This is a genomic window from Streptomyces sp. S186, from assembly GCF_051603415.1.
Taxonomy (GTDB): domain Bacteria; phylum Actinomycetota; class Actinomycetes; order Streptomycetales; family Streptomycetaceae; genus Streptomyces.
Genome location: NZ_CP193932.1, coordinates 3,017,854 through 3,043,938, shown reverse-complemented (window position 1 = coordinate 3,043,938; position 26,085 = coordinate 3,017,854). Strand labels below are relative to the sequence as shown.

Annotated in this window: 20 protein-coding genes; 12 read left to right on the top strand and 8 right to left on the bottom strand. The window is 71.3% G+C overall.

Annotation, left to right across the window (positions count from 1 at the left end; all coding sequences use genetic code 11):
• Positions 1-83 precede the first annotated feature (83 nt).
• The 5 genes from ACRAS8_RS12590 to ACRAS8_RS12570 all read left to right on the top strand — a co-directional run bounded on the left by ACRAS8_RS12590 (position 84) and on the right by ACRAS8_RS12570 (position 6,313).
• A complete protein-coding gene (locus tag ACRAS8_RS12590) occupies positions 84-1,790 on the top strand; it encodes an APC family permease (protein WP_438486016.1) in 1,707 nt (568 codons plus the stop codon).
• A 252-nt stretch (positions 1,791-2,042) separates the two neighbouring features.
• A complete protein-coding gene (locus ACRAS8_RS12585) occupies positions 2,043-2,222 on the top strand; it encodes an SPOR domain-containing protein (protein ID WP_018536306.1) in 180 nt (59 codons plus the stop codon).
• Positions 2,223-2,285: 63 nt separating this feature from the next.
• Entirely contained in the window at positions 2,286-2,714 is a 429-nt protein-coding gene (locus ACRAS8_RS12580) for a (deoxy)nucleoside triphosphate pyrophosphohydrolase (RefSeq protein WP_037810643.1), read from the top strand.
• A gap of 302 nt (positions 2,715-3,016) precedes the next feature.
• Positions 3,017-3,478 (top strand): ATP-binding protein, encoded by a 462-nt coding sequence (locus ACRAS8_RS12575; RefSeq protein WP_438486015.1) that lies wholly within the window; start codon positions 3,017-3,019, stop codon positions 3,476-3,478.
• 171 nt (positions 3,479-3,649) lie between these two features.
• Positions 3,650-6,313, top strand: a complete 2,664-nt coding sequence (locus tag ACRAS8_RS12570; protein ID WP_438490445.1) for a SpoIIE family protein phosphatase — start codon at positions 3,650-3,652, stop codon at positions 6,311-6,313.
• A 63-nt stretch (positions 6,314-6,376) separates the two neighbouring features.
• Here the strand turns inward: ACRAS8_RS12570 and ACRAS8_RS12565 are convergent, their stop codons facing one another.
• The 5 genes from ACRAS8_RS12565 to ACRAS8_RS12545 all read right to left on the bottom strand — a co-directional run bounded on the left by ACRAS8_RS12565 (position 6,377) and on the right by ACRAS8_RS12545 (position 11,840).
• A complete protein-coding gene (locus ACRAS8_RS12565; protein WP_438486014.1) occupies positions 6,377-7,780 on the bottom strand; it encodes an amidohydrolase family protein in 1,404 nt (467 codons plus the stop codon).
• Between the two features lie 116 nt (positions 7,781-7,896).
• Positions 7,897-8,706 (bottom strand): succinate dehydrogenase/fumarate reductase iron-sulfur subunit, encoded by an 810-nt coding sequence (locus ACRAS8_RS12560; RefSeq protein ID WP_438486013.1) that lies wholly within the window; start codon positions 8,704-8,706, stop codon positions 7,897-7,899.
• Complete coding sequence (locus tag ACRAS8_RS12555) at positions 8,703-10,625, bottom strand: fumarate reductase/succinate dehydrogenase flavoprotein subunit (RefSeq protein WP_438486012.1); 1,923 nt, start codon at positions 10,623-10,625, stop codon at positions 8,703-8,705. Before ACRAS8_RS12555 ends, ACRAS8_RS12560 begins: the two co-directional genes overlap by 4 nt.
• A gap of 69 nt (positions 10,626-10,694) precedes the next feature.
• Positions 10,695-11,522 (bottom strand): hypothetical protein, encoded by an 828-nt coding sequence (locus ACRAS8_RS12550; protein WP_438486011.1) that lies wholly within the window; start codon positions 11,520-11,522, stop codon positions 10,695-10,697.
• Positions 11,523-11,537: 15 nt separating this feature from the next.
• Entirely contained in the window at positions 11,538-11,840 is a 303-nt protein-coding gene (locus ACRAS8_RS12545) for a hypothetical protein (RefSeq protein WP_438486010.1), read from the bottom strand.
• A gap of 512 nt (positions 11,841-12,352) precedes the next feature.
• On the opposite strand from ACRAS8_RS12545, the gene ACRAS8_RS12540 reads away from it, so the two are divergent.
• The 7 genes from ACRAS8_RS12540 to ACRAS8_RS12510 all read left to right on the top strand — a co-directional run bounded on the left by ACRAS8_RS12540 (position 12,353) and on the right by ACRAS8_RS12510 (position 22,799).
• Complete coding sequence (locus tag ACRAS8_RS12540) at positions 12,353-14,671, top strand: ABC transporter family substrate-binding protein (protein ID WP_438486009.1); 2,319 nt, start codon at positions 12,353-12,355, stop codon at positions 14,669-14,671.
• A gap of 185 nt (positions 14,672-14,856) precedes the next feature.
• Positions 14,857-16,764, top strand: coding sequence for a translational GTPase TypA (gene typA, locus ACRAS8_RS12535; RefSeq protein ID WP_438486008.1), 1,908 nt, complete (start codon positions 14,857-14,859; stop codon positions 16,762-16,764).
• 293 nt (positions 16,765-17,057) lie between these two features.
• On the top strand, positions 17,058-18,755 hold the full coding sequence (locus ACRAS8_RS12530) for a peptide ABC transporter substrate-binding protein (RefSeq protein ID WP_438486007.1): 1,698 nt from the start codon (positions 17,058-17,060) through the stop codon (positions 18,753-18,755).
• A gap of 44 nt (positions 18,756-18,799) precedes the next feature.
• Positions 18,800-19,723, top strand: coding sequence for an ABC transporter permease (locus ACRAS8_RS12525; protein ID WP_438486006.1), 924 nt, complete (start codon positions 18,800-18,802; stop codon positions 19,721-19,723).
• Positions 19,716-20,699 (top strand): ABC transporter permease, encoded by a 984-nt coding sequence (locus ACRAS8_RS12520; RefSeq protein ID WP_438486005.1) that lies wholly within the window; start codon positions 19,716-19,718, stop codon positions 20,697-20,699. The genes ACRAS8_RS12525 and ACRAS8_RS12520 overlap by 8 nt, the downstream gene beginning before the upstream one ends.
• An 11-nt stretch (positions 20,700-20,710) precedes the next feature.
• Positions 20,711-21,742 (top strand): ABC transporter ATP-binding protein, encoded by a 1,032-nt coding sequence (locus ACRAS8_RS12515; RefSeq protein ID WP_438486004.1) that lies wholly within the window; start codon positions 20,711-20,713, stop codon positions 21,740-21,742.
• Positions 21,729-22,799, top strand: a complete 1,071-nt coding sequence (locus tag ACRAS8_RS12510; protein ID WP_438486003.1) for an ABC transporter ATP-binding protein — start codon at positions 21,729-21,731, stop codon at positions 22,797-22,799. Before ACRAS8_RS12515 ends, ACRAS8_RS12510 begins: the two co-directional genes overlap by 14 nt.
• A 76-nt stretch (positions 22,800-22,875) precedes the next feature.
• On the opposite strand, the gene ACRAS8_RS12505 is transcribed toward ACRAS8_RS12510, so the two are convergent.
• From ACRAS8_RS12505 to ACRAS8_RS12495, 3 genes are read right to left on the bottom strand one after another with little or no spacing between them, the layout of a single operon-like run.
• Complete coding sequence (locus ACRAS8_RS12505; protein ID WP_438486002.1) at positions 22,876-24,015, bottom strand: ABC transporter ATP-binding protein; 1,140 nt, start codon at positions 24,013-24,015, stop codon at positions 22,876-22,878.
• Positions 24,016-24,027: 12 nt separating this feature from the next.
• Positions 24,028-25,095, bottom strand: coding sequence for an ABC transporter ATP-binding protein (locus tag ACRAS8_RS12500; protein WP_438486001.1), 1,068 nt, complete (start codon positions 25,093-25,095; stop codon positions 24,028-24,030).
• An 11-nt stretch (positions 25,096-25,106) separates the two neighbouring features.
• A complete protein-coding gene (locus ACRAS8_RS12495) occupies positions 25,107-26,078 on the bottom strand; it encodes an ABC transporter permease (RefSeq protein WP_438486000.1) in 972 nt (323 codons plus the stop codon).
• Between the last annotated feature and the right edge of the window lie 7 nt (positions 26,079-26,085).

Below are 26,085 nucleotides of genomic sequence, written 5' to 3'. Positions count from 1 at the left end.
CGGTGCGGGAACCGGATCTTCGGATTCGCTCATACGATGGCGAAGTTTGTGCACGGCACGGGGGAAGACCAGGAGACCAGCACGTGACCACGACGAAGACAACGAGTGCGGAGCAGGGCTCGCACTCGTCGAATTACCGTCGGTCCCTCGGGACCATCGCCCTGACCGCCACTGGTCTCGGGTCCATCATCGGTTCCGGCTGGCTGTTCGGCGCCGAGCGCGCCGCCGCCATCGCCGGTCCGGCCGCGATCCTCGCCTGGGTCATCGGCGCAGTCGTCGCCCTGACGATCGCGCTGACCTACACCGAGCTCGGCTCGATGTTCCCCAAGGCGGGCGGCATGGTCCGCTACGGCCAGTACTCGCACGGCTCCCTCGCGGGCTACCTGGCGGCCTGGGCCAACTGGATCGCCATCGTGTCCGTGATCCCGGGCGAGGCGACCGCCTCCGTCCAGTACATGAGCTCGTGGAACTTCGGCTGGGCCAAGGCGCTGTACGACGGCACGGAGCTGACCGGCTCCGGCGTCGCGGTGGCCAGCGTGCTGCTGATCTTCTACTTCTTCATGAACTGGTTCGCGGTGTCGCTGTTCGCCAAGACGAACACCGCGATCACGGTCTTCAAGGTCGTCGTGCCGATCCTCACCGCGGGCGCCCTGATCCTGTCGCACTTCGACACCGGCAACATCGACCGCGCCGGCGGCTTCGCCCCCAACGGCTGGAGCGCGGTCTTCAGCTGTGTGGCGCTCTCCGGCATCGTCTGGGCCTACAACGGCTTCCAGTCGCCGCTGAACCTCGCCGGTGAGGCCCGCAACCCGGGCCGCTCGCTGCCCAAGGCCGTCGCCTTCTCGATCATCATCGCGCTGGTCATCTACCTCGCGCTGCAGGTCGCCTTCCTCTTCGCGGTGCCCGCCGCCGACCTCAGCAAGGGCTGGGGCGGCCTGTCCTACCACTCCCCGCTCGCCGAGCTGGGCCTCGCCTGGGGCCTGAACTGGCTGGCGCTGCTGCTGTACGCGGACGCGTTCGTCTCGCCGTCCGGCACCGGCATGATCTACGCCGCGACCACCTCGCGCATGATCCAGGGCGTCCAGGAGAACGGTCACCTGCCGGGCGTCTTCGGCAAGGTGGACCCCAAGACCGGCATCCCGCGCCCGGCGCTGGTGCTGAACCTCGTCGTCGCGTTCATGTTCCTCGCGGTTTTCCGCGGCTGGGGCTCGCTCGCCGAGATCGTCTCGGTCGCGACCGTCATCTCGTACATCACCGGGCCGGTCGCGGTGATGGGCCTGCGGCGGCTGGCGCCGCAGATGAAGCGGCCGGTGCAGCTGCGCGCCATGCCGGTCATCGCGCCGATCGCGATGATCTTCGGTTCGCTGGTCCTGTACTGGGGCAAGTGGCCGCTCACCGGCAAGGTCATCTTCATCATGGCCATCGGGCTGCCGGTCTGGGCCTGGTACGAGATCGTCCGGCCGTGGAAGCAGGGCCGCAGCCCGCTGCGCGAGCTGATGCCGCACCTCAAGGCGGGCGCCTGGATGGTGATCTACCTCGTGGCGATGGCGGCCGTCTCCTATCTGGGCGGCAAGGAGTTCGGCGGCCAGGGCTACCTCCCGCCGGGCATCGACCTCGCGGTGGTCGCGGCGATCGCGCTGGCCTTCTACTACTGGGGCGTGCGCAGCGCCTGGCGCAACCCGTCGCTGGTCCAGGTCGAGGCGGAGCTCGCCGCGGCCGAGGCGGCCGGCGAGGCCGACGGTGCGAAGGGCGGCGAGACGGGCGGCGACAAGGCCGCGACGACCGCCTGAGGCACCGTTCCCCGTGGGCTTCCCCGGCCCACCGTGCACTACCGCCCGAGCTCCTCGGGCACCCCGGCCGCTCGCGGGCCGCACCTGGTGATCCAGGGCCCGCGGGTGGCCGGTTCGGTCTCTCTTTGTGTAATTCCATAACCGGTGCGTGAAGGTCGGGCGTAGGCTCGGGCATATGCGGATTGCGATTTCGGCATCAGCAGAGGAGGGGCGCGCCGCCGCGGCGCGCTGCGCGGCGGACGGAGGGGCGCAATGACCGAGGACGAGACCGTGCTGCCCTGGCTCGTCATCCGCCAGGACGAAGGCGGCAACCGCTATCGCGTCGGCCGCTATGCCACCCGAGCGGAGGCGGAGCGGGTCGCCGACCGCCTCGACACCCGTGGCAATCAACGGCTTTACGTGGTCGAGCGGGTCGGGCAGGGAGCCGCCTGAGGAGCGGCGCGAGGGGAGACGGGCGGGGAGCGGAAGACCGGCGGGGGACGTAGGCTGCCGCGCATGACGACGGTGCGCGTAGTGGTGGGCGGTGCGGTGTGCGAGCGGGGGCGGCTGCTGGCCGCCCGGCGGAGCGCGCCACCCGCGTTGGCCGGCCGGTGGGAGCTGCCCGGCGGCAAGGTGGAGGACGGAGAGACGCCGGAGCAGGCGCTCGTCCGCGAGCTGCACGAGGAGCTGGGCGTGGACGCCGCCCCCGTGGAGCGGATTCCGGGCGAGTGGGTGCTGCGGCCCGGCTATGTGCTCCAGGTGTGGACCGCCCGGCTGGTCTCCGGCCGTCCGGAGCCGCTCCAGGACCATGACGAGCTGCGCTGGCTGCGGCCCGGTGAGGAGCGCGAGGTCGACTGGCTGGACCAGGACCGTCCGGCGGTCGCCGAGGTGATGCGCCGGCTGGGGTCCCGGCCCGCGGTGGGGATCCCGGGCGCGCGGTTGTAGGGGGCGCCGCCGCGGCGTGCTCAGGGCGCGTCTGACGGGCGCCGACGGCACGCCCGGTGCCCGGTCCGCTGCGCCCTCGTCACGCCCCCTCGTGCCCCTTCTCGCTTGCCTCCTCGCATTCCTCCCCGCTTTCCTCGCGCCCGCGCTTTACCAGGAGATTTGCGCTATTTGTGCCACTGTGTGCATTTGGGGGCGGTACTCGCCGTTCAATACCGGGTATGTCCTGGTTAGCCCCTTCGTTGGCCCCCTCGTTGGCCCCTTCGGCGTGGGCCGGGTACGGCGGGGGACCCTCGGCCTGGGAAGTGATCGGCGTGAGCGACAGCGCAGCGGCAGAGGTCCCGGATCCCGGCACCACCGATGTCCGCAGGCGCGGCAGGGCCTCCGGCGCGCCGAGCGCCGAGTGGAGCTTCCCCGCCGACCCCGGAGCGGTGCGCACCGCCCGCACCATGGTCCGTCAGGTGCTCGACGACTGGGGGCTGAACGGCGCCGCCGATGTCGCGGTCCTGCTGGTCAGCGAGCTGGTCACCAACTCCCTGCGGTACGCCAGCGGGCCGATCGGCGTGCGCATGGTGCTGCTCGGCGCCGGGGCGCTGCTCGTCGAGGTCTCCGATCCGCTGCCCGACCCGCCGCGGACCCGCACCGCCGCCCCGGACGACGAGGGCGGACGCGGACTCCAGCTGGTCGCGCACAGTTCGCGGCGCTGGGGCACCCGGCAGGGAAAGAGCGGCAAGACAGTGTGGTTCGAGTTGTCGGTGGCTGGTTAGGAGTCATGGGGAGTCCTGATCGTTGCCATTTCATCGACATTCCGTAGATGGCCTGCGATCGAGACTGTGCTGTGATCGTGAAGACCGTGTTCCGGATAGCCGAGGTGCTGGAATACTCGGCAGGTCCGGTCCGGGCACGATGAGCTGGAGGGGACGGGGCTCGTGAGCGAGATGTCATCCGGCGGGGTGGTACCCGCGCAGAACGGCGGCCGGGGCGGTGCGGACGGTCGTGTGGACCCTGGCGAACGCCGCCGTGCCGGCGAGCCGCAGGGTGCGCCGGTATGGCAGAGCAGCCGCCCCGGATCGATCTACGACTACATCAAGGTCGCCTCGTTCTCCCTCGGTCCCGACGGGCGCGTCGACCAGTGGAGCGAGCGGGCCGCGCAGATGCTCGGCATCCCCGCCCGCCACGCCCTCGGCAAGGACCCCGTCGAGGCGTTCGTGCCCGGCGAGTTCCGCGAGACCGGGCGCCGCAAGGTGTCCGAGATCCTCGACGGCCGGGAGTGGACCGGCCTGGTGCCCTACCGCAGGGAGGAGGGCAGGGCGGCCGAGGGGCTCGCCGAGATCTACGTGATGCCGGCCGAGAACGAGGACGGCGAACGCGGCGCGGTCTGCCTGGTCGTCGACGTCCGGGCGCTCCGCGGCATCGAGACCGACCTCGCCGCCGCGCAGGCCGTTTTCGGTCAATCCCCCATGGGCTTCACCCTGTTCGGCACCGACCTCAAGCTGCTGCGGGTCAACGAGCGGTTCGCCACCGTCTTCGGTGGCCCGGCGAGCAGGTACCGCGGCGGCACCCCGCACGACTTCCTGCCGCGCCCCGAGGCCGAGCGGATGACCGTCGCGCTGCGCCGGGTCCTGGAGACCGGCGAACCGGTCAGCGAGATGCAGCTGGTGGGCCAGGTGCCCGGCGAGGACGACCGCCGCCGCTGGTCGGTCTCGCTCTACCGGCTGCACGGCGCCAGCGGCCGCCCCATCGGCGTCGCCGCGCTCGCCTCCGACGTCACCGGCCGCCGCCGCGCCGAACGCGAGGCCGCCAACGCCCGCCGCAACCTCGCGCTGCTCAACGAGGCCGGCGCCCGGATAGGCAACTCCCTCGACCTGGAGACCACCGCCCGCACCCTGCTCGACGTCGCCGTACCGCAGTTCTGCGACCTGGCGTCGGTCGACCTCTACCAGGGGCTGCTGGCCGGCGACGAGGAGCAGCCCGGGATGAGCGACGGCAGCGCGGAGCTGCGCCGGGTGGCCTTCGCCAGCGCGGTCTCCGACGTCCCGCTGCCCGGCAGGGCGCCCGAGGAGACACCGGTCGAGCCCGGTGCCGTCCACCGCTATCCGTTCAACTCCCCGTGCGCGGCCGCCCTGCGCACCGCCCAGGCGCAGATCATCCCCGGCCGGGAGAGCGACGACGGGCCGGAGCTGGGCGCGGTGGTGCACTCCACCCTCGCGGTGCCGATGGTCGCCCGGGACACCGTCGTCGGCCTGGTGCAGTTCTCCCGCACCAAGGGCAGCGAACCCTTCGGCGAACGCGACACCGCCCTCGCCGTCGAACTGGCGGCCCGGGCCGCGGTCTGCATCGACAACGCCCGCCTCTATCGCCGCGAGCACGAGCGCGCCCTGATACTGCAGCGCAGCCTGCTGCCGCCCGGCGACCCGGAGGCGGCCGGGCTGGACATCGCCTGCCGCTATCTGCCCGGCACCACCGCCACCGAGGTCGGCGGCGACTGGTTCGACGTCATCGAACTCCCCGGCCACCGCACCGCGTTGGTGGTCGGCGACGTGATGGGCCGGGGCCTGCGCGCCGCGGTCGCCATGGGCGAACTCCGCACCGCGGTCCGTACGTTGGCGCTGCTGGACCTGGAGCCGGCGGAGGTGCTGGGGGCGCTGGACGAGATCGCGCGGGGGCTGGGCGGCAGCGGCGACCGGGGCGCCATGGCGCGGACCGCGCGCAGCCGCTCCGGGGCCGCGCCCGGCGGGCCGGCCCGGGACCGCTCGGCCGCCCGCACCGCCGACCTCTCCGAGGTCTACCTCGCCACCTGCGTCTACGCCGTCTACGACCCGATCACCCGCCGCTGTACCTTCGCCAACGCCGGGCATCTGCCGCCGGTGCTGGTCGAGGAGGGCGAGGAGGCGCTGCTGCTGGACGTGCCGCCGGGGATGCCGCTGGGCGTCGGCGGGGAACCGTTCGAGGAGATCGAGGTCGAGGTGCCGGACGGCGCGCTGCTGGCCCTCTACACCGACGGCCTGGTCGAGTCCCGCCACCACCCGCTGGACGAAGGACTACAGGCGTTCCGGCGCGCGCTCTCGGACTCCGACCGACCCCTGGAGGACGTCTGCGACCACGTCCTGTCCGCCCTGGACACCTCGCACGGCGAGGACGACATCGCGCTGCTGATGGCCCGGGTGCACGGGCTGCCCAAGGACGCGGTGGGCGACTGGAGCCTGGCGCCGGAGCCGCGGTCGGTGGCCCGGGCCCGGGAGCTGGCCCGCGACCAGCTCACCGACTGGGGGCTGCAGGCCCTGGTCGACACCACCGAGCTGCTGGTCAGCGAGCTGGTGACGAACGCCCTGCGGCACGGGCAGGGCGAGATCCGGCTGCGGCTGCTGCTGGACCGGACGCTGGTCTGCGAGGTCTGGGACGCCGATCTGGCCCAGCCGCGGCGACGGCGGGCCCGGGACACCGACGAGGGCGGCCGCGGCCTCCAGCTCGTCGGCCTGCTGAGCGAACGCTGGGGCAGCCGCCGCACCCCGCGCGGCAAGACCGTCTGGTTCGAACTCACCCTGCCGGACGGCAACGCGACACCGGTGGACCCGGCGGAGGCCCTGCTCAGCCTGTTCTGAGTCGAGCCTGTCCGCCTGCCTGAGGGGCGTGCACGGGGACGGCGGGGTGGGCGGCGCGTCGTGTCAAGCCTCCCGGACATGGCGGGCCGCCAACTCCGCTTCGTGTACGACGCGTTTGGTGTCGACGTGCACAAGCTCGCCGTGTGCCTTGCGCAGATGGCCGTCGACGAAGACCTCGGTGACGTTCGGCGGTTGGCCGTTGAGGACGATCTGGCTGGTCCAGTCGAAGCGCGGGGCGAAGTTGAGGGTGCCGGGGTCGAGGACGACGACGTCGGCGCGTTTGCCCGGCGTGAGGGAGCCGACCCGGTCGGCCATGCCGATGGCCTCCGCGCCGCCCAGGGTCGCCATCCGCAGCACCGCCGGGATGGTCGGGTGGATCCCGGCGTCCTCGTGACGGGCCCGCTGGAGGCCGACCGCGGCCTTCATGACGTTGAACATGTCCGAGGTGTCGTTGGTGCCGCCGTCGTGGCCGAGCCCGGCCCGGACGCCGTGCCGGTGGAACGCCGGCAGCGGGCAGATGCCGGACGCCAGCCGCATGTTGCTCAGCGGGCAGTGCGCGATCCGCACGTCGTGCTCGCCGGTCAGCGCGACCTCCTCGTCGGTGAGGTGGACCGCGTGGTTCATCAGCAGGTCCGGGCCGAACGCGCCGATCTCGCGCAGCGAGCGGATCGGGTCGTCCGCGCGGTCGCGGCGGCTCTCCAGGACGTGGGAGTTGAGCATCACGCCCAGGTCCCGGGCGAGTTCGTGGAGTGTGCGCAGACTGGCGAGCTGTGACATACCGGCGGGCGCCGCGACCTGGACGGAGGCCAGCGGCAGCGGGTCCAGGAAGTCCTTCTTGATGCGGGGGACGAGGTGGGCGTCGGCGGCGCGCTGCGTGGCGGCGTAGACGAAGCGCAGGCCGGCGGCGTCCAGCGCCGCGATGTAGCGCTCGCTGGTGTCGTAGGGGATGGGGTGGACCCAGTCGACGACGGTGGTGACGCCCGCCTGGAGGGCGTCGAGCGCGGCCAGGTGGACGAAGCGGTACATGTCCTGGGGGTCGATTCTGGGGAGCGTGACGCGGTTGCAGTCGTGCATCCAGCCGTAGAGGTCCTCGTCCGCGCAGCCGCCGCGGATGCTGGACTGCCACAGGTGGTTGTGCAGGTCGACGAAGCCCGGCAGGACGATCCTGCCGCGGGCGTCCAGGACGCGGGCGCCGTCCGGGGCGGCCAGGCCGCGGCCGACGGCGGCGACCGTGCCGTCCCGCAGCAGCACGTCCACGCCGTCCGCCAGCTGCCCGAGCGGGCCCTGGCCCACCCGGGGGTCCATGGTGAGGACCAGGTCGGCGCCGCGCAGCAGCGTGGTGCGGCGCTCGCCCGGGGTCTCGGCGGGGCGGTCCCGGCCGCGTTCGGGGAAGCCGGCCGCGGCGGCCAGCGGAACGGTGCCCAGGCCGGCCAGCACGCGCCGCCGGCTCAGTTTCGGAAGATTCATTCCGCTCTTATACCGCGGCTGTTCGAATGCGTCGGAAGAAGGTTTTCGGTCAGGTGAGCGGCAAGCGATGCACCATCAAAGCGTAGGCAGTTACCGGTACTTGAGCGCTCGGCGGGTCATTCGTTCCGTCGTCGGATCTTGTTGCCGAGCCACACCAGTGGGTCGTACTTGCGGTCCGCGGCGCGCTCCTTGAGCGGGATCAGGGCGTTGTCGGTGATCTTGATGTTTTCGGGGCAGACCTCCGTGCAGCACTTGGTGATGTTGCAGTAGCCGAGCCCGTGGTCGTCCTGCGCGGTGCGCTTGCGGTCCAGCCCGGCGGCCGGCGCGGCGTCCAGCGGGTGCATGTCCAGCTCGGCGATCCGCATCAGGAACCGCGGGCCGGCGAAGACCCGCTTGTTCTCCTCGTGGTCCCGGACCACATGGCAGGTGTTCTGGCACAGGAAGCACTCGATGCACTTGCGGAACTCCTGCGAGCGGTTCACGTCCTCCTGCTGCATCCGGTACTCGCCGGGACCCAGGTCCGCGGGCGGGACGAACGACGGAATCTCCCGCGCCTTGGTGTAGTTGAAGGAGACGTCGGTGACCAGGTCGCGCTGGACCGGGAAGGTCCGCATCGGGGTGAGGGTGACGGTCTCGGAGCGGTCGAAGACCGACATCCGGGTCATGCACATCAGCCGCGGCCGCCCGTTGATCTCCGCGCTGCACGAACCGCACTTGCCGGCCTTGCAGTTCCAGCGGACGGCCAGGTCCGGGGCCTGGGTGGCCTGGAGGCGGTGGATGATGTCGAGCACCACCTCGCCCTCGTTCACCTCCACCCGGAAGTCCTCCAGCGCGCCGCCGTCCGCGTCGCCCCGCCACACCCGGAAGTGCGCCTGGTAGGCGCCGGACCGCTGCTCCGTCTGCTCGCTCGAAGTCTGCTCGCTCACCGGCTCAGCTCCTCGTCCGTCAGATACTTCACCAGCTCGTCCTTGTCGAAGAGTTCGAGGAGATCGCGGCGGATCGGCGGGGTCTCGCGGCGGGAGAGCCGGATCTGGCCCAGCACCGGGTCCGCCTCGCCCTGCTCCGCCCGGTAGTCGGCCAGTTCGCAGACCAGGTTGACGTTGCGCCAGTGCCGGTCCATCTCCGGATGGTCGTCCCGGGTGTGCCCGCCCCGGCTCTCGGTGCGCTCCAGGGCCGCCCGCGCCACACACTCGCTGACCAGCAGCATGTTCCGCAGGTCGAGGGAGAGGTGCCAGCCCGGGTTGTACTGCCGGTGGCCCTCCACACCGGCCCGCCGCGCCCGCGCCCGCAGCTTCACCAACCGCTCCAGCGCCTCGGCCATCTCGTCCGCCCGGCGGATGATGCCCACCAGGTCGTTCATGGACTGCTGGAGCTCCTGGTGCAGGGTGTACGGGTTCTCCGCCCGGCCGCCGCCGTCCTCGGCGCTGAACGGGCGCAGCGCCTCCGCCTCGGCGGCGTCGATCTCGCGCGGTTCCGGGGCCGGCCGGGCGCGCAGCCCGCCGACGTACTCGGCCGCGTACAGCCCCGCGCGGCGGCCGAAGACCAGCAGGTCGGAGAGGGAGTTGCCGCCCAGCCGGTTGGAGCCGTGCATGCCGCCGGCCACCTCGCCGGCGGCGAACAGGCCCGGCACCCCGGTGGCTGCCGCGGTGTCCGGGTCGACCTCCACGCCGCCCATCACGTAGTGGCAGGTCGGGCCGACCTCCATCGGCTCGGCGGTGATGTCCACGTCCGCCAGCTCCTTGAACTGGTGGTGCATGGACGGCAGTCGGCGCTTGATCACCTCGGGGGGCATGCGCGTGGAGACGTCCAGGAAGACACCGCCGTGCGGCGAGCCGCGGCCCGCCTTGACCTCGGCGTTGATGGCCCTCGCCACCTCGTCGCGGGGCAGCAGTTCGGGCGGCCGGCGGTTGTGCTCGGGGTCGTCGTACCAGCGGTCGCCCTCGGCCTCGCTCTCGGCGTACTTCTCCTTGAAGACGTCCGGGATGTAGTCGAACATGAAGCGCTTGCCGTCGCTGTTGCGCAGCACCCCGCCGTCGCCGCGGACGGACTCGGTGACGAGGATGCCCTTGACGGACGGCGGCCAGACCATGCCGGTGGGATGGAACTGCACGAACTCCATGTTGATCAGCGGCGCGCCGGCCAGCAGCGCCAGCGCGTGCCCGTCGCCGGTGTACTCCCAGGAGTTCGAGGTGACCTTGAAGGACTTGCCGATGCCGCCGGTGGCCAGCACCACGGCCGGCGCCTCCAGCACGAAGAAGCGGCCCGACTCCCGGTCGTAGCAGAAGACGCCGGCGACCTTGCCGTCCGCCTTCAACACGCGGGTGACGGTGCACTCCTGGAAGACCTTCAGCCCCTCCTCGTAGGAGCCGGAGACCCGCTGGTCCTCCTGCTGGAGGGAGACGATCTTCTGCTGGAGGGTGCGGATCAGCTCCAGGCCGGTGCGGTCGCCGACGTGCGCCAGCCGCGGATACTCGTGGCCGCCGAAGTTGCGCTGGGAGATCCGGCCGTCCGGCGTACGGTCGAAAAGGGCGCCCCAGGTCTCCAGCTCCCAGACCCGGTCCGGGGCCTCGCGGGCGTGCAGTTCGGCCATCCGCCAGTGGTTGAGGAACTTCCCGCCGCGCATGGTGTCGCGGAAGTGGACCTGCCAGTTGTCGTGCTCGTTGGCGTTGCCCATGCTGGCCGCGATGCCGCCCTCGGCCATCACCGTATGGGCCTTGCCGAACAGGGACTTGCAGATCACCGCCGTCCGCATGCCCGCCTCGCGGGCCTCGATGGCGGCGCGCAGCCCGGCGCCGCCCGCGCCCACCACGACCACGTCCCAGGTCTGCCGGTCCACATGCGCCATCAGGGGCACACCTTCCCTCGGTTCTCGTCGGGTTCCGCGGATTCCCCCGGATGTCCCGGATGTCGTTCGTCAGAAGAAGCGCGGATCCTCGAACGCGCCGCTGGCCAGCAGGAACACATAGAAGTCCGCCAGCGCCACGCTGATCAGCGAGGCCCAGGCGAGCAGCATGTGGCGCTCGTTGAGCCTGCCGACCCAGCCCCACAGCCGGTACCGCACCGGGTGCTTGGAGAAGTGCCGCAGCCGGCCGCCGACGATGTGCCGGCAGGAGTGGCAGGAGAGGGTGTACGCCCAGATCAGCACGATGTTGGCGAGGAAGACCAGGGAGCCCAGGCCCATGTGGCCCCAGCGGTAGTGGTCGTCGCGGAAGGTCAGCGCGGTGTCGTAGGTGAGGACGCCGGCGACCAGCACCGCGAAGTAGAAGAAGTAGCGGTGGATGTTCTGGAGGATCAGCGGGAAGCGGGTCTCGCCGGTGTACTTGGCGTGCGGCTCGGCGACCGCACAGGCCGGCGGCGAGGCCCAGAAGCCGCGGTAGTACGCCTTGCGGTAGTAGTAGCAGGTCAGCCGGAAGCCCAGCGGGAAGATCAGGATCAGCAGGGCGGGGGACAGGCCCCACCAGCTCCCGAAGAGCGCCCAGTTGGGCCCGCCGCGCATGGTGTGGCAGTTCTCCGCCAGACAGGGCGAGTAGAACGGCGAGACATAGGGGGCGTGGTAGTAGTCGGCGTTCGCGAACGCCCGCCAGGTCGAGTACACGACGAACGCGAGCAGCCCGGCGGCGGTGCCGGCCGGTGCCAGCCACCAGCGGTCGGTGCGCAGATGGCGGGCCTGGATGGCGGCGCGTGAGGCGTCGTGCACGCCGGTCGCGCCCTTGTGCGGGGCTGGTTCGATGCCAGTGGCCAACGTCGGTCTCCGTCCTCAGGGCGCGTGCCGGTCCTTGGCGCCCAGGCCCTCGTCCTCGGCGTCCGTCCACAGCGCGGCGTTGTAGGGGGTGTCCGGGATCGGCACCATCTCGTCCTCGGCCCGGCCCGGCCGGCCCGGTGGCGCGCCGCCCGCCAGGCCCTGCTTGAGCAGCGCCAGGCTCTCCCGCAGATGGTCCGTGTCGCTGCGGACCCGGCGGACGTCCAGCCCGCCGCCGATCCGCGTCTCCAGCTTCCCGACGGCCTGAACCAGGGCATCCAGGCTGCGTTCAACCGCCGTCAAGTCGTCCTGTACGGACATCACATGCCCTCACTTCGCGAGTGTGCCGAGTGTGCCGGGCGATCTCATGCGCCCGAGAGTGTCGCGCGTCACAGTAGGGCTTGGGAAGGGGGCAGGCGCGAGTACGACTCGAACCGGTGCGTGGTGAGCCCGCCATATCTGGGCTCGGCCGTCAACCTCACGCCGCGCACGCACCCGACGCCGCGCGGCACGCCTCCGGGGAGAACGACGGGAGGGCGACGGGAGTGTGGTGGCAGGACCTCGCGCGGCGCCGAACTCCGTTGCGGAACGGGCCTGTCCGGGGACCGCCGGCGCGGCGCGGCCGTACGCCACCGCTTCCGCCACCGCCTCCGTCAGCCGGACGAGCCGGGATTGGGCCGGGCGGGTGGCCTTGACGGGGCCGCCGACGTGTCGGGCGGGCCCCGCCCGGGCGGTCACTTTCAGTGGGAGCCCATAGATGTGATGAGCCGCAAAGTCGGCCGAACGTGTCGCTGCGGCTCGGCGCGGCGCGGGCGAGCCCGGAGGGAACAGTCATGACCGACCACGTCAGCCCAGACGGCCCGGTGGCCCGCAGGCGCCGCGGTGTCGCGCTCGTCGCGGTGGGGGCGCTGCTCCCGCTTCCCGTGCTGGCCGGCTGCGGCCAGGGCGACAGCGCCGCGCCCTCCGTCGCGCAGACCCAGGACATCGCGCCGGCCCCGCGCGGATCGGTCAGGGACGGCGGCACGGTGCGCTGGGCGATCGACGCGCTGCCGAGCACCTTCAACGCCTTCCAGAGCGACGCCGACGCGGCCACCACCCGGGTCGCCGGCGCCGTCCTGCCCAGCCTGTTCACCGTCGACGCCGCCGGCCGGCCGCAGCGCGACGCCGACTACCTCGCCGCCGCGGACATCAGCGCCCGCGAGCCACGGCAGGTCGTCACCTACCGGCTCAACCCCAAGGCGCGTTGGAGCGACGGGCGGCCGATCACCGCCGCGGACTTCGTCGCCCAGTGGCAGGCGCTGCGCGGCAAGGACAACGCCTACTGGACGGCCCGCAACGCCGGCTACGACCGGATCGGCAAGGTCGAGGCCGGCGCCACTCCGCAGGAGGTCAAGGTCACCTTCGCCCGCCCGTACGCCGACTGGCAGGCGCTCTTCACCCCGCTCTACCCGAAGAGCGTGATGGGCGACGCCAACGCCTTCAACGACGCGGTGCGGCGCAAACTCCCGGTCGGCGCGGGCCCGTTCCTCGTCGGGAAGCGGGACGCCGACCGCGGCACCGTCACTCTCGTCCGCAATCCCCGGTGGTGGGGCGAGCGGGCCAAGGCCGACAAGCTGGTACTGACCGCGCTGCCCCGGGACAAGCGGGCCAAGGCGCTGGCCGCCGGGACGGTCGACGTCGCCGCGGTCGACCAGGCCACCGCCCGGCAGCTGACCCGGGCCGCCGCGCCGGCCACCGCCGGCGGCGCGGACGCCAAGGGCGCCGCCGCCCGGGCGTCCGCGCTGCGCGGCTTCGTCCTCCGCAAGGCCCTCGAATCCGCCTACACCCAGCTCGCCCTCAACGGCAGCGCCGGCCCGCTCGCCGACCAGCGGGTGCGCCGCGCGGTGGCCCGCGCCATCGACCGCCAGGCACTCGCCGACAGCGTCCTCAAACCGCTGGACCTGCCGGCCCGGCCGCTCGGCAACCACCTGCTGATGGCCGGCCAGCACGGCTACGAGGACCACAGCGACGCGCTCGGCGACACGGACGCGGGGGCGGCCAAGCGGCTGCTCTCGGACGCCGGCTGGAAGCCGGCTCCCGGGGCGGCCGACCGGCCGGCGGGCGACCGTCCCGCGGGTGAGGAGCAGGCCGGCGCGGGGCGCGCGGTCACACCGGACCGGGCCGACGACAGGGCCGCGGACGACCCGAAGGCGGCCGAGCCCGACGGCCGCGACCCGCAGCGGCCCGGCGACCGCGACGGCGCCCGTCCGGCCGCCGCCGAGGCCCCGCTCTCCTCCGCCGGGGCGGTCGGTTCCGAAGTCCAGCAGGCCGCCCTGCTGCGGCAGAGCGCGGCGTTCTACAAGGCCGCGGCCGCCACCGCGAAGGCGGCCGCCGCCGGGAACACCGGGTCCACGGCGTACGGGAAGTACCGGCGGTACAAGAAGCGGGCCGCGCAGGCGCTGGGCGCCGCCGAGATGATCGAGACCGGGCAGGCCCCGCACCTGCCGGGCGCCGCCGCCGGCCACGCCGCCGCCCTGCGGAACGGCCTCGGCGCCTTCCAGGCCCGGCAGGCCGACACCGGGCAGTCCCCGGCCGCCGCGGCCGGCCGCGCCCCCCACCGGGCACCCGACGGCGCCACGGTGCTGCGGAAGGACGGCCGGCCGCTGGCGCTGCGCTTCGTCCTGCCCGACGGGCCCGGTTCCGAGCAGCTGCGCGCCGTCGGCCGGCGGATCACCGGCATGCTCAACAAGATCGGGGTGCGGACCACCGTCCAGCGGGTGCCGGACGCGAGCTACTTCCGGGACCACATCGCCGCCGGCGACTTCGACCTGGCGCTGTACTCGTGGCCCGGCACCGCCTACCCGGCGACCGACGCCCGGCCGATCTTCGCCAAGCCGCAGCCGGCCCCGGACGGCTCGCTGACCGTCGAGCAGAACTACGCCCGGGTCGGCACCGACCACATCGACCAGCTCTTCGACCAGGCCGCCTCCGAACTGGACCCGGACGCCGCGCGGACCCTCGTCGAGCAGGCCGACGCCCGGATCTGGGCCGCCGCCGGATCGATTCCGCTGTACCAGCGGCCGGAGCTGGTGGCCACCCGGAAGTCGCTCGCCAACATCGGCGCGTTCGGCTTCGCCACTCCCCGCTTCCAGGACATCGGTTACGCGAAGTAGGGGTCCCACCAAAGCCCAAGTTCGAGAAGAAACCGCAGGTCAGAGTGGGTGCGTACGGGCTGGGGCGGCCGTTGCCGCCACGGCCCCGTACCATGGGGTGAGGCCGTGGCGTCGTGATGCCCGGCAGGGCGCGCGTACCGGACCGTACGCGATGCCATCCACGATTCCGGGAGAAGCGCCGCACTATGGCCACGCGCCACGACATCCGCAACGTCGCCATCGTCGCCCACGTCGACCACGGCAAGACGACCATCGTCGACGCCATGCTCAAGCAGGCGGGCGCCTTCGCGGCCCACGCCGCAGAGTCCCTCGACGACCGCATGATGGACTCGAACGATCTGGAGCGTGAGAAGGGCATCACGATCCTCGCCAAGAACACGGCGGTGAAGTATCACCCCAAGGACGGCGGGGAGCCCATCACGATCAACATCATCGACACCCCCGGCCACGCCGACTTCGGTGGCGAGGTCGAGCGCGGTCTGTCGATGGTGGACGCCGTCGTGCTGCTGGTCGACGCCTCCGAGGGCCCGCTCCCGCAGACCCGCTTCGTGCTCCGCAAGGCCCTCCAGGCCCGGATGCCGGTCATCCTGTGCATCAACAAGACCGACCGCCCGGACTCCCGGATCGACGAGGTCGTCAACGAGACCTACGACCTCTTCCTCGACCTGGACGCCGACGAGGACCAGATCGAGTTCCCGATCGTCTACGCCTGCGGCCGTGACGGCGTCGCCTCGCTGACCAAGCCGGAGGACGGCACCGTCCCGGCGGACAGCACCAACCTGGAGCCGTTCTTCTCCACCATCCTGGAGCACGTCCCGGCCCCGACGTACGACGAGGAGGCGCCGCTCCAGGCGCACGTCACCAACCTCGACGCCGACAACTTCCTCGGCCGGATCGCGCTGCTCCGCGTCGAGCAGGGCGAGCTGCGCAAGGGCCAGACCGTCGCGTGGATCAAGCGTGACGGCAGCATCTCCAACGTCCGCATCACCGAGCTGATGATGACCGAGGCGCTCACCCGCAAGCCCGCCGAGAAGGCCGGCCCGGGCGACATCTGCGCGGTCGCCGGTATCCCCGACATCATGATCGGCGAGACCCTGGCCGACCCGGAGAACCCGGTCGCGCTGCCGCTGATCACGGTCGACGAGCCGGCGATCTCCATGACCATCGGTACGAACACCTCGCCGCTGGTCGGCAAGGGCGGTACGGGCAAGGGCGCGGCCGCCAAGGCCGCGGTCAAGGACCGCAAGGTCACCGCCCGCCAGGTCAAGGACCGCCTGGACCGCGAGCTGATCGGTAACGTCTCGCTGCGCGTCCTGGAGACCGAGCGCCCCGACGCCTGGGAGGTGCAGGGCCGCGGTGAGCTGGCGCTGGCCATCCTGGTCGAGCAGATGCGCCGCGAGGGCTTCGAGATGACGATCGGCAAGCCGCAGGTCGTCACCAAGGAGGTCGACGGCAAGACCTACGAGCCCGTCGAGCGCATGACCATCGACGTGCCCGAGGAGCACATGGGCGCCGTCACCCAGCTCATGGGCGTCCGCAAGGGCCGGATGGACAACATGTCCAACCACGGCTCGGGCTGGGTCCGCATGGAGTTCGTCGTCCCCTCCCGTGGTCTGATCGGCTTCCGCACGGAGTTCCTGACCAACACCCGCGGCACCGGTATCGCGCACTCCATCCACGAGGGCCACGAGCCGTGGTTCGGCACCCTGACGACCCGTAACAACGGCTCGCTGGTCGCCGACCGCGCGGGCGCGGTCACCGCCTTCGCGATGACCAACCTCCAGGAGCGCGGTGTGCTGTTCACCGACCCCGGCACCGAGGTGTACGAGGGCATGATCGTCGGCGAGAACTCGCGCTCCGACGACATGGACGTGAACATCACCAAGGAGAAGAAGCTCACCAACATGCGCTCCTCCTCGGCCGACTCCTTCGAGGCGATCGTGCCGCCGCGCAAGCTCTCGCTGGAGCAGTCGCTGGAGTTCTGCCGCGACGACGAGTGCGTCGAGGTCACCCCGGAGGCCGTGCGCATCCGCAAGGTCGTCCTGGACCAGAAGGAGCGCGGCCGCACCGCGTCCCGCGCCAAGCACGGCTGACGCCGCGCCGGCTTCACCGGGAGCCCTGGCCGCCTGCCCCGCGAGGGGCGGTGGCCGGGGCTTTCGCGTGGCCGCGGCGGGTGCGGCCCGGCGGCGCCCGTTCCTCCACTCCGCCACCCGGCCGTCCCCCGGGCCGGTTCCCCGCTCCCGCATCCGAGGGGCGCTGTGATCTTTCGGAGCAGTGGGGCCGTCGCCGGCGTGCGGCGCGCCCGGGTCCGGGCTCTGATATGGGCACATGTGGCCCTCGGCGACGTGGCCACGTGTGACCGCCGGTCCGGACCTGAGGAGGCACCATGCGCGGAGCCGTACGCGCGACGTGGGCCGTCGGGGAACGGGTGGCCGGGGGACGGGCGAGGGGGAGGCGGGCGGCCGGGAGACGGGCCGGGTGGACGTGTGCCGTCTGTGCCGGGGCCGTGCTCGTCGCGGCCACCGGCTGTGGCGGGGGCGGAGCCGGGCGGGGCGGCCCCGGGGTGGTCAGCGCCTCCTGGGGGGACCCGCAGAACCCGCTGGAGCCGGCCAACACCAACGAGGTGCAGGGCGGCAAGGTCCTCGACATGCTGCTGCGCGGGCTCAAGCGGTACGACCCGAGGACCGGGGCCGCGGAGAACGTCCTCGCGGAGCGGATCACGAGCACGGACGCCCAGCACTACACCGTGCGGCTGAAAAGCGGGTGGACCTTCAGCAACGGGGAGCCGGTCACCGCCAAGTCCTTTGTGGACGCGTGGAATTACGGGGCGCTGATCGACAACGGGCAGAAGAACGCCGCCTTCTTCCAGTACATCGACGGGTTCGCGCGGGTACATCCCAGCAGTGGCGCGCCGACCGCGAAGACGCTTTCCGGGCTGAAGGTCACCGACGACCGGACATTCACCGTCGCCCTGAACCAGAAGTTCTCCAGCTGGCCGGAGACGCTCGGCTACGCGGCGTTCATGCCGCTGCCCCAGGCGTTCTTCCGGGACCATGACGGCTGGCTGAAAAGGCCGATCGGCAACGGGCCGTATGTGGTGGAGTCGTACACCAAGGGCGCGGTGCTGAAGATGCGGAAATGGAAGCAGTACCCGGGACCGGATCCGGCCCGGAACAGCGGAATCGACCTCCAGGTCTACACGGACGCCGACACCGCGTACACCGATCTGCTGTCCGGGAATCTGGACCTGGTGGACGATGTGCCGGCCGCGCAGCTCAAGAACGTCAAGGCCGACCTCGGGGACCGCTACCTCAACCAGCCGGCCGGAATCATCCAGACCCTCGCCTTTCCCATGTACGACCCGAAATGGGGTCGGAAAGGAATGGAGAAGGTGCGGCGCGGGATCTCGATGGCGATCGACCGGAAACAGATCACCAAGGAGATCTTTCTCAACACCCGTACCCCGGCCACCGATTGGACGTCACCGGTGCTGGGGGACAAGGGCGGCTACCGGGCCGGGCTGTGCGGCGACGTCTGCGTATACGACCCCGTGAAGGCGCGGCGGCTCATCAAGGAGGGCGGCGGAATCCCCGGCGGGCGGATGACGATCACCTACAACGCGGACACCGGGTCGCACAAGGACTGGGTCGACGCCGTCTGCAACAGCATCAACAGCACGCTGGGAAACGACCGGGCGTGCGTCGGCGACCCGGTCGGGACGTTCGCGGATTTCCGGAACAGACTCAGTGCGCGGAAGATGACCGGGCCGTTCCGGGCCGGCTGGCAGATGGACTATCCGCTGATCCAGAACTTCCTCCAGCCGCTGTACTACACCAACGCCTCGTCGAATGACGGGAAGTTCAGCGACCGGGACTTCGACCGGCTGGTGAACGAGGCGAACGCGGCGCCCGACACCGGCCGCGCGGTGGCGAAATTCCAGGACGCGGAGAAGGTCCTCGCGCAGCAGATGCCGGCCGTTCCGCTGTGGTACCAGAACGGCAGCGGAGGATATGCGGAACGGCTCACCAACGTGTCGCTCAATTCGTTCGGCGTGCCGGTCTACAACGAGATCAAGGTCGTCTGACCGTGGCGCGCGCCGCTCGTCGTCCGGGAGAGTGAGGACCGCTCATGGGGCGTTATGTGATCCGGCGGCTGCTCCAGATGGTCCCGGTCTTCGTCGGCAGCACCTTTCTCATCTTCCTCATGGTCTATGCGCTCGGCGATCCGGTCGCCGCGTTGTTCGGCGACCGGGCACCGGACCCCGTCACCGCGGCCCGGATTCGCCACGACCTCTATCTCGACCAGCCGCTGTGGAAGCAGTATCCGCACTACATGGGCCAGATCTTCCAGGGGAATTTCGGCACCGCGTTCAACGGCCGGCCGGTCACCGAGCTGATGGCGTCGGCCTTCTCGGCCACGCTGCGGCTGACCCTCGTCGCCATCGTCATGGAGATGATCGCGGGGATCGCCCTCGGCGTCTTCAGCGGGCTGCGGCGCGGCCGCGGTATCGACACCACCGTGCTGGTCCTCACCCTCGTCGTGGTGTCCGTCCCGACCTTCGTCAGCGGCTATCTGCTCCAGTACGTCTTCGGCGTGAAATGGGAATGGGCCGCCCCGACCGTCGCCGCCGGCGCGCCACTGGGCCACTTCCTGCTGCCCGGACTGGTGTTGGCGCTGGTCTCGCTCGCCTACGTCACCCGGCTGACCCGCACCTCGATCGCGGAGAACGCCCGCGCCGACTACGTCCGTACCGCCGTCGCCAAGGGCCTGCCCCGGCACCGGGTCATCACCCGCCACCTGCTGCGCAACTCCCTGATCCCGGTCGTCACTTTCATCGGCACCGACATCGGCGCGCTGATGGGCGGCGCCATCGTCACCGAGCGCATCTTCAACATCCACGGCGTCGGCTACCAGCTCTACCAGGGCATCCTCCGGCAGAACTCGCCCACTGTGGTCGGCTTTGTGACGATCCTGGTGCTGGTCTTCCTGATCGCCAACCTGCTCGTCGACCTGCTCTACGCCGTCCTCGACCCGAGGATCCGCTATGACTGAGCCCCACGCCCCCAAAGAGGCCATCGGCCACGGCGACGGCGGCACCGCCGCGCTCGCCATCGGCGAGGCCGAGTCCCTCGAACGCGCCCCCGCCGCCGCGCCCCCGCCACCGGGCGGCGCACCCGTCGGCCGGCCCCGCAGCCTGTGGAGCGACGCCTGGCACGACCTGCGCCGCAACCCGGTCTTCGTGGTCTGCGCGCTGGTCATCGTCTTCCTGCTGGTCATCGCCGTCTGGCCGCAGCTGATCGCCCCCGGCAACCCCTACCGCGCCGACCTCGGCAAGGCCCAGCACGGCCCCGCACCCGGCCACCCCTTCGGCTACGACACCCAGGGCCGGGACGTCTACACCCGGGTCGTTCACGGCGCCCGCGCCTCCATCACCGTCGGCACCTGCGCCACCGCCGGCGCCGCCGTCCTGGGCAGCCTGCTCGGCGGCCTGGCCGGGTTCTTCGGCCGCTGGTGGGACACCCTGCTCTCCCGGCTCGCCGACATCTTCTTCGGCATCCCGGTACTGCTCGGCGGGCTGGTCTTCCTGTCCGTGGTCACCAGCACCACCGTCTGGCCGGTGGTCGGCTTCATCGTGCTGCTCGGCTGGCCGCAGATCGCCCGGATCGCCCGCGGCTCGGTCGTCACCGCCAAGCAGAACGACTACGTCCAGGCTGCCCGGGCACTGGGCGCCGGCAACGGGCGGATGCTGCTGCGGCACATCGCGCCCAACGCCGTCGCCCCCGTCATCGTCGTCGCCACCATCGCCCTGGGCACCTACATCGCCCTGGAGGCCACCCTGTCCTACCTCGGCGCGGGCCTGAAGCCGCCCACCGTCTCCTGGGGCATCGACATCTCCGCCGCCTCCACCCACATCCGCAACGCCCCCCACATGCTGCTGTGGCCCGCGGGCGCGCTGAGCGTCACGGTGCTGGCGTTCATCATGCTCGGCGACGCGGTGCGCGACGCCCTCGACCCCAAACTGCGCTGAGGAGGCGGCAGATGACCAACGGCGGCGCGCCCACGGCGGAGCCCCTGCTCGACGTCCAGGACCTGAAGGTGGAGTTCCGCACCCGGGACGGGGTGGCCAGGGCCGTCAACGGCGTCAGCTACACCGTGACGGCCGGCGAGACCCTGGCGGTGCTCGGCGAGTCCGGCTCCGGCAAGTCCGTCACCGCACAGGCCGTGATGGGCATCCTCGACTCCCCGCCGGGCTTCGTCACCGGCGGCCGGATCCTCTTCCAGGGGCGCGATCTGCTCACCCTGGGCAAGGAGGAGCGCCGCAGGATCCGCGGCGCAAAGATGGCGATGATCTTCCAGGACGCGCTCTCCGCACTGAACCCGGTGCTCAGCGTCGGCGCCCAGCTCGGCGAGATGTTCCAGGTGCACACCGGCGCGTCCCGCAAGGAGGCCCGGGGCAGGGCCGTCGAGCTGATGGAACGGGTCGGCATCCCGGCGGCCCGGGTGCGGGTGGGGGACTACCCGCACCAGTTCTCCGGCGGTATGCGCCAGCGCATCATGATCGCCATGGCGCTCGCCCTGGAGCCCGACCTGATCATCGCGGACGAGCCCACCACCGCCCTCGACGTCACCGTCCAGGCCCAGGTCATGGACCTGCTCGCGGAGTTGCGCCGGGAGTACCGGATGGGCCTGATCCTGATCACCCACGACCTCGGCGTGGTCGCCGACGTCGCCGACACCATCGCCGTGATGTACGCGGGCCGGGTCGTCGAGACCGCCCCCGTCCACCAGCTCTACAAGGCGCCCGCCCACCCGTACACCCGCGGCCTGCTGGAGTCCGTCCCCCGCCTCGGGCACAAGGGCCGCGAGCTGCACGCGATCAAGGGCCTGCCGCCGAGCCTCACCGCCATCCCGCCCGGCTGCGCCTTCCACCCCCGCTGCCCGCTGGCCCGCGACATCTGCCGCACCGACCGCCCGCCCCTCTACGACGCCGGACCGGACCGGGCCAGCGCCTGCCACTTCTGGAGAGAGGCGATCGAGGGCGGGAAGGAGGCGTCCGATGGAGCTCGTTGAGCCCCGTGACTCCCGTGATTCCCATGACTCTCGTGAACCGCTCCTCGAAGTCCGCGACCTCGTCAAGCACTTCCCGCTCACCCGGGGCGTGCTGATCAAGAAGCAGGTGGGCGCGGTCAAGGCCGTCGACGGGGTCTCCTTCGCCCTCGGACAGGGCGAGACCCTCGGCATCGTGGGGGAGTCCGGCTGCGGCAAGTCCACCGTCGCCCGGATGCTGGTCGGGCTGGAGCGGCCGACGTCCGGTCAGATCCGTTACCGCGGCGAGGACATCACCCGCCTGTCCGGGCGCGCGATGAAGGCCGTCCGCCGCAACATCCAGATGGTGTTCCAGGACCCGTACACCTCGCTCAACCCCCGGATGACGGTCGGCGACATCATCGGCGAGCCCTTCGAGATCCACCCCGAGGTGGCACCCAAGGGCGACCGGCGGCGCCGGGTCAGGGAGTTGCTGGACGTCGTCGGTCTCAACCCCGAGTTCATCAACCGCTATCCGCACCAGTTCTCCGGCGGCCAGCGGCAGCGCATCGGCATCGCCCGCGGCCTGGCCCTCCGCCCGGAGATCATCGTCGCCGACGAACCGGTCTCCGCCCTCGACGTCTCCGTCCAGGCCCAGGTCGTCAACCTCCTGGCCCGTCTCCAGGACGACTTCGGGCTCTCCTACGTCTTCATCGCCCACGACCTGTCCGTCGTCCGCCACCTCTCCGACCGGGTCGCGGTGATGTACCTCGGCAAGATCGCCGAGACCGGCACCGGCGAGGAGATCTACGACCACCCCACCCACCCGTACACCCAGGCACTGCTCTCCGCCGTCCCGGTGCCCGACCCCGAGGCCCGCGCCCATCGGGAGCGCATCCTGCTGAGCGGCGACGTCCCCTCCCCGGCGAACCCGCCGTCCGGCTGCCACTTCCGCACCCGCTGCTGGAAGGCCCAGGAGCTGTGCGCCCGCGTCGAACCACCCCTGGCGGTCCCGGCCGCCTTCGAGCACGCCCAGGGCCCCGAACGCCACGCCTCCGCCTGCCACTTCGCGGAGGAACGGCACGTGGTGCCGAGCGAGTAGCGGACTGACCGGGACGCGCCGGAGCCCGCCTCCCCGAGGGGAAGCGGGCTCCGGCGTCGTCCTACGGGAGCGGCGGTCAGCTCTCCGCCGCGCCGTCCTCGTTGCCGGCGGCCTCCTCGATCGCCGCCAGCGCGGGGTCGAGCACGATGTCCTCGCCGCGGGCCGCGGTCGTCGGCTCCTCGGGGAAGTGGCAGGCGGTCAGGTGCCCCCCCGCGTTCCCGGAGATCTGGACCAGCGGCGGCTCCTCCGTCGCGCACTTGTCCTGCGCCTTCCAGCAGCGGGTGCGGAACCGGCAGCCGGACGGCGGGTTGACGGGGGAGGGGACGTCGCCGGCGAGCCGGATCCGCTCGCGCTCCTCCTCGCCCTCCTCGGCCAGCTTCGGCTCGGGCACGGCCGACAGCAGGGCGTGGGTGTACGGGTGGCGGGGCCGGTGGTAGATCTCGTCGCGGGTGCCCACCTCGACGATCTTGCCGAGGTACATCACCGCGACCCGCTCGCTGAAGTGCCGGACGACCGCCAGGTCGTGGGCGATGAAGACGAACGCGATGCCCAGTTCGCGCTGGAGGTCCTGGAGGAGGTTGACCACCTGCGCCTGGATGGAGACGTCCAGTGCGGAGACCGGCTCGTCCGCGACGATCAGCTTCGGGTTCAGGGCGAGCGCGCGGGCCACGCCGATGCGCTGCCGCTGGCCGCCGGAGAACTCGTGCGGGAAGCGGTTGTAGTGCTCGGGGTTGAGGCCGACGGTCTCCAGCAGCTCCCGGATCTTCTTCTCCCGGCCGCCGGGCGGGTTGATCCCGTTGATCTCCATCGGCCCGCCGATGATGGTGCCGACCGTCTGCCGCGGGTTCAGCGAGGCGTACGGGTCCTGGAAGATCATCTGGATCTCGGAGCGGATCGGCGCCAGCTGCTTGCGGTTGGCGTGCGTGATGTCCTGGCCCGCGTAGGTGACCTTGCCGGCGGTGGGCTCCATCAGCCGGGTCAGCAGCCGCCCGGTGGTCGACTTGCCGCAGCCGGACTCGCCGACCAGACCGAAGCTCTCGCCGGCGTGGACGGTCAGGTCCACCCCGTCGACCGCCTGGACGGCCCCGACCTTCCGCTTGATCGGGAAGCCGCCGTAGATCGGGAAGTGCTTGGTGAGCCCCTCGGCGGTGAGCAGGGCCTCGCCCCGGGACGACGCGGCGGCGTCGGGCGCGGGGAGGGTGTCGTTCTTGGCCATGGTGGTAGCTCCCTAGCCCAGCCGGGGCTTGATCTGCTCGGTGAAGAAGGTCTGCTTCTGCTCGGCGCTCAGGTGGCAGGCGGCCGCCCGGCCCGGCGCCAGCGGCGGGCGCTCGCCGGTGCAGCGGCCGTCGTCGACCTCCGCGGTGAACGCGCACCGTGGGTTGAAGGGGCAGCCCGACGGCGGGTTGAGCAGGCTCGGCGGGGAGCCCGGGATCGGGTGCAGCTCCTCGTTGACGTCCGAGGAGAGCCGCGGCATGGAGCTGAGCAGACCCCAGGTGTACGGGTGCCGGGGCTCGGTGAGGATCTCCCGCACCGAACCGCGCTCCACCGCCCGGCCGGCGTACATCACCAGCAGGTCGTCGGCGGTGTTGGCGACCACGCCCAGGTCGTGGGTGATCAGGATGATCGCGGAGCCGAACTCCTGCTGGAGGTCCTTGAGGAGGTCCAGGATCTGCGCCTGGACGGTGACGTCCAGGGCGGTGGTCGGCTCGTCGGCGATCAGCAGCTGCGGGTTGCAGACCAGCGCCATGGCGATCATGGCGCGCTGCCGCATACCGCCGGAGAACTGGTGCGGGTAGTCGTCCACCCGCAGGTTGGGCTGCGGGATGCCGACCTTGGTCAGCATCTCGATCGCCCGCTGCCGGCCCTCGCGCTTGTTGGCCCCGGTGTGCTTCATGAACGGCTCGGCGATCTGCCGGCCGACGGTGTAGTACGGCGACAGGGCGGTCAGCGCGTCCTGGAAGATCATCGCCATCTTGTTGCCCCGGAGCTTCTCCAGGGTCTTCTCCCTGGCGCCGGTCAGCTCCTGGCCGTCCAGGTGGATCTCACCGGTGATCTCCGTGGACTTGGGGTTGTGCAGCCCCAGCACGGCGAGGTTGGTGACGGACTTGCCGGAGCCCGACTCGCCGACGATGCCCAGCGTCTTGCCGCGCTCCAGGTCGAAGGAGAGGCCGTCGACCGCCTTGACGATGCCGTCCTCGGTGGAGAAGCGGACATGCAGGTCGCGGACGGAGAGGAAGGAATCGGCACCGGATCCGTTCGGGACCGGCGTCTCCTCGGTCTTGGTGGGTGTGGTCACGTCTAGCTCTCCTAGGACAGGCGCACGCGCGGGTCGATGAACGCGTACGCCGCATCCACGATGATGTTGAACACCAGGATCAGGGCGGCGCTGAAGAGGAGCACGCCCATGACCATGGGCAGGTCGAGGGTCTTGACGGAGTCGATCGCCAGCCGCCCGATACCCGCCAGCGAGAACGCGTACTCGGTGATCATCGCGCCACCGAACAGCGAACTCAGATCGATGCCGAGGATGGTGACGATCGGGATCAGCGAACCGCGCCAGGCGTACCGCATGAAGACGTAACGCGCCGGCATCCCCTTCGCCTTGGCCGTGCGGACGTGCTCTTCCTGGAGCTGCTCGATCATCGTCGAGCGCGCCATACGGGTGTACTGCGCGGTGAAGATCGTCGACATGACCAGCCACGGGATCAGCAGGCCCATGAACCAGCCGGCCGGATCGCTGGTCAGGTTCACGTACTTGGGCGCGGCCATGATCCCGCTGTAGACGAAGATGCCCAGCACGATCGGCCCGAGGATGTAGATCTGCACCGAGCTGAGGATCATCGACGCGCCGGTGACGGTCTTGTCCAGCAGCGAGCCGCGCTTCCAGGCGGCCAGCAGGCCGGTGCCGAGGCCGATCACCAGGAAGGCGACGGCGCCGCCGACGGCCAGCGACGCCGTGGTGGGCAGCCGGTCGATCATCGTCGACCAGACGTCCTGCTTGGTGGCGAAGGAGTAGCCGAAGCAGGGGGCGCTGCAGTGGCCGAGACTGAAGTCGCGGCCGGCGAAGATGCCGACGAGGAAGTGCCAGTACTGGACCGGCACGGGCTGGTCGAGACCCAGGTTCTGGTGGATCAGCGCGATGTTGTCGGCGGTGCAGTTCTTGCCGCAGGCCAGCGTCGCGGGGTCACCCACGGAGAAGAAGACGAAGAACGTGAAGGCGCTCAGCAGGACGAGGGTGACAATCGCGCCGAACGTCCGGCGAAGGAGAAAGGGAAGCATGACAGTT

Bases quoted from the DNA above. Each gene is read 5' to 3' on its own strand.
- typA (WP_438486008.1), top strand. From the start codon at position 14,857: ATGGCCACGCGCCACGACATCCGCAACGTCGCCATCGTCGCCCACGTC.
- ACRAS8_RS12525 (WP_438486006.1), top strand. From the start codon at position 18,800: ATGGGGCGTTATGTGATCCGGCGGCTGCTCCAGATGGTCCCGGTCTTC.
- ACRAS8_RS12570 (WP_438490445.1), top strand. From the start codon at position 3,650: ATGTCATCCGGCGGGGTGGTACCCGCGCAGAACGGCGGCCGGGGCGGT.
- ACRAS8_RS12495 (WP_438486000.1), bottom strand. From the start codon at position 26,078: ATGCTTCCCTTTCTCCTTCGCCGGACGTTCGGCGCGATTGTCACCCTC.
- ACRAS8_RS12545 (WP_438486010.1), bottom strand. From the start codon at position 11,840: ATGTCCGTACAGGACGACTTGACGGCGGTTGAACGCAGCCTGGATGCC.
- ACRAS8_RS12505 (WP_438486002.1), bottom strand. From the start codon at position 24,015: ATGGCCAAGAACGACACCCTCCCCGCGCCCGACGCCGCCGCGTCGTCC.
- ACRAS8_RS12530 (WP_438486007.1), top strand. From the start codon at position 17,058: ATGCGCGGAGCCGTACGCGCGACGTGGGCCGTCGGGGAACGGGTGGCC.
- ACRAS8_RS12510 (WP_438486003.1), top strand. From the start codon at position 21,729: ATGGAGCTCGTTGAGCCCCGTGACTCCCGTGATTCCCATGACTCTCGT.
- ACRAS8_RS12585 (WP_018536306.1), top strand. From the start codon at position 2,043: ATGACCGAGGACGAGACCGTGCTGCCCTGGCTCGTCATCCGCCAGGAC.
- ACRAS8_RS12565 (WP_438486014.1), bottom strand. From the start codon at position 7,780: ATGAATCTTCCGAAACTGAGCCGGCGGCGCGTGCTGGCCGGCCTGGGC.
- ACRAS8_RS12540 (WP_438486009.1), top strand. From the start codon at position 12,353: ATGACCGACCACGTCAGCCCAGACGGCCCGGTGGCCCGCAGGCGCCGC.
- ACRAS8_RS12580 (WP_037810643.1), top strand. From the start codon at position 2,286: ATGACGACGGTGCGCGTAGTGGTGGGCGGTGCGGTGTGCGAGCGGGGG.
- ACRAS8_RS12520 (WP_438486005.1), top strand. From the start codon at position 19,716: ATGACTGAGCCCCACGCCCCCAAAGAGGCCATCGGCCACGGCGACGGC.
- ACRAS8_RS12555 (WP_438486012.1), bottom strand. From the start codon at position 10,625: ATGGCGCATGTGGACCGGCAGACCTGGGACGTGGTCGTGGTGGGCGCG.
- ACRAS8_RS12515 (WP_438486004.1), top strand. From the start codon at position 20,711: ATGACCAACGGCGGCGCGCCCACGGCGGAGCCCCTGCTCGACGTCCAG.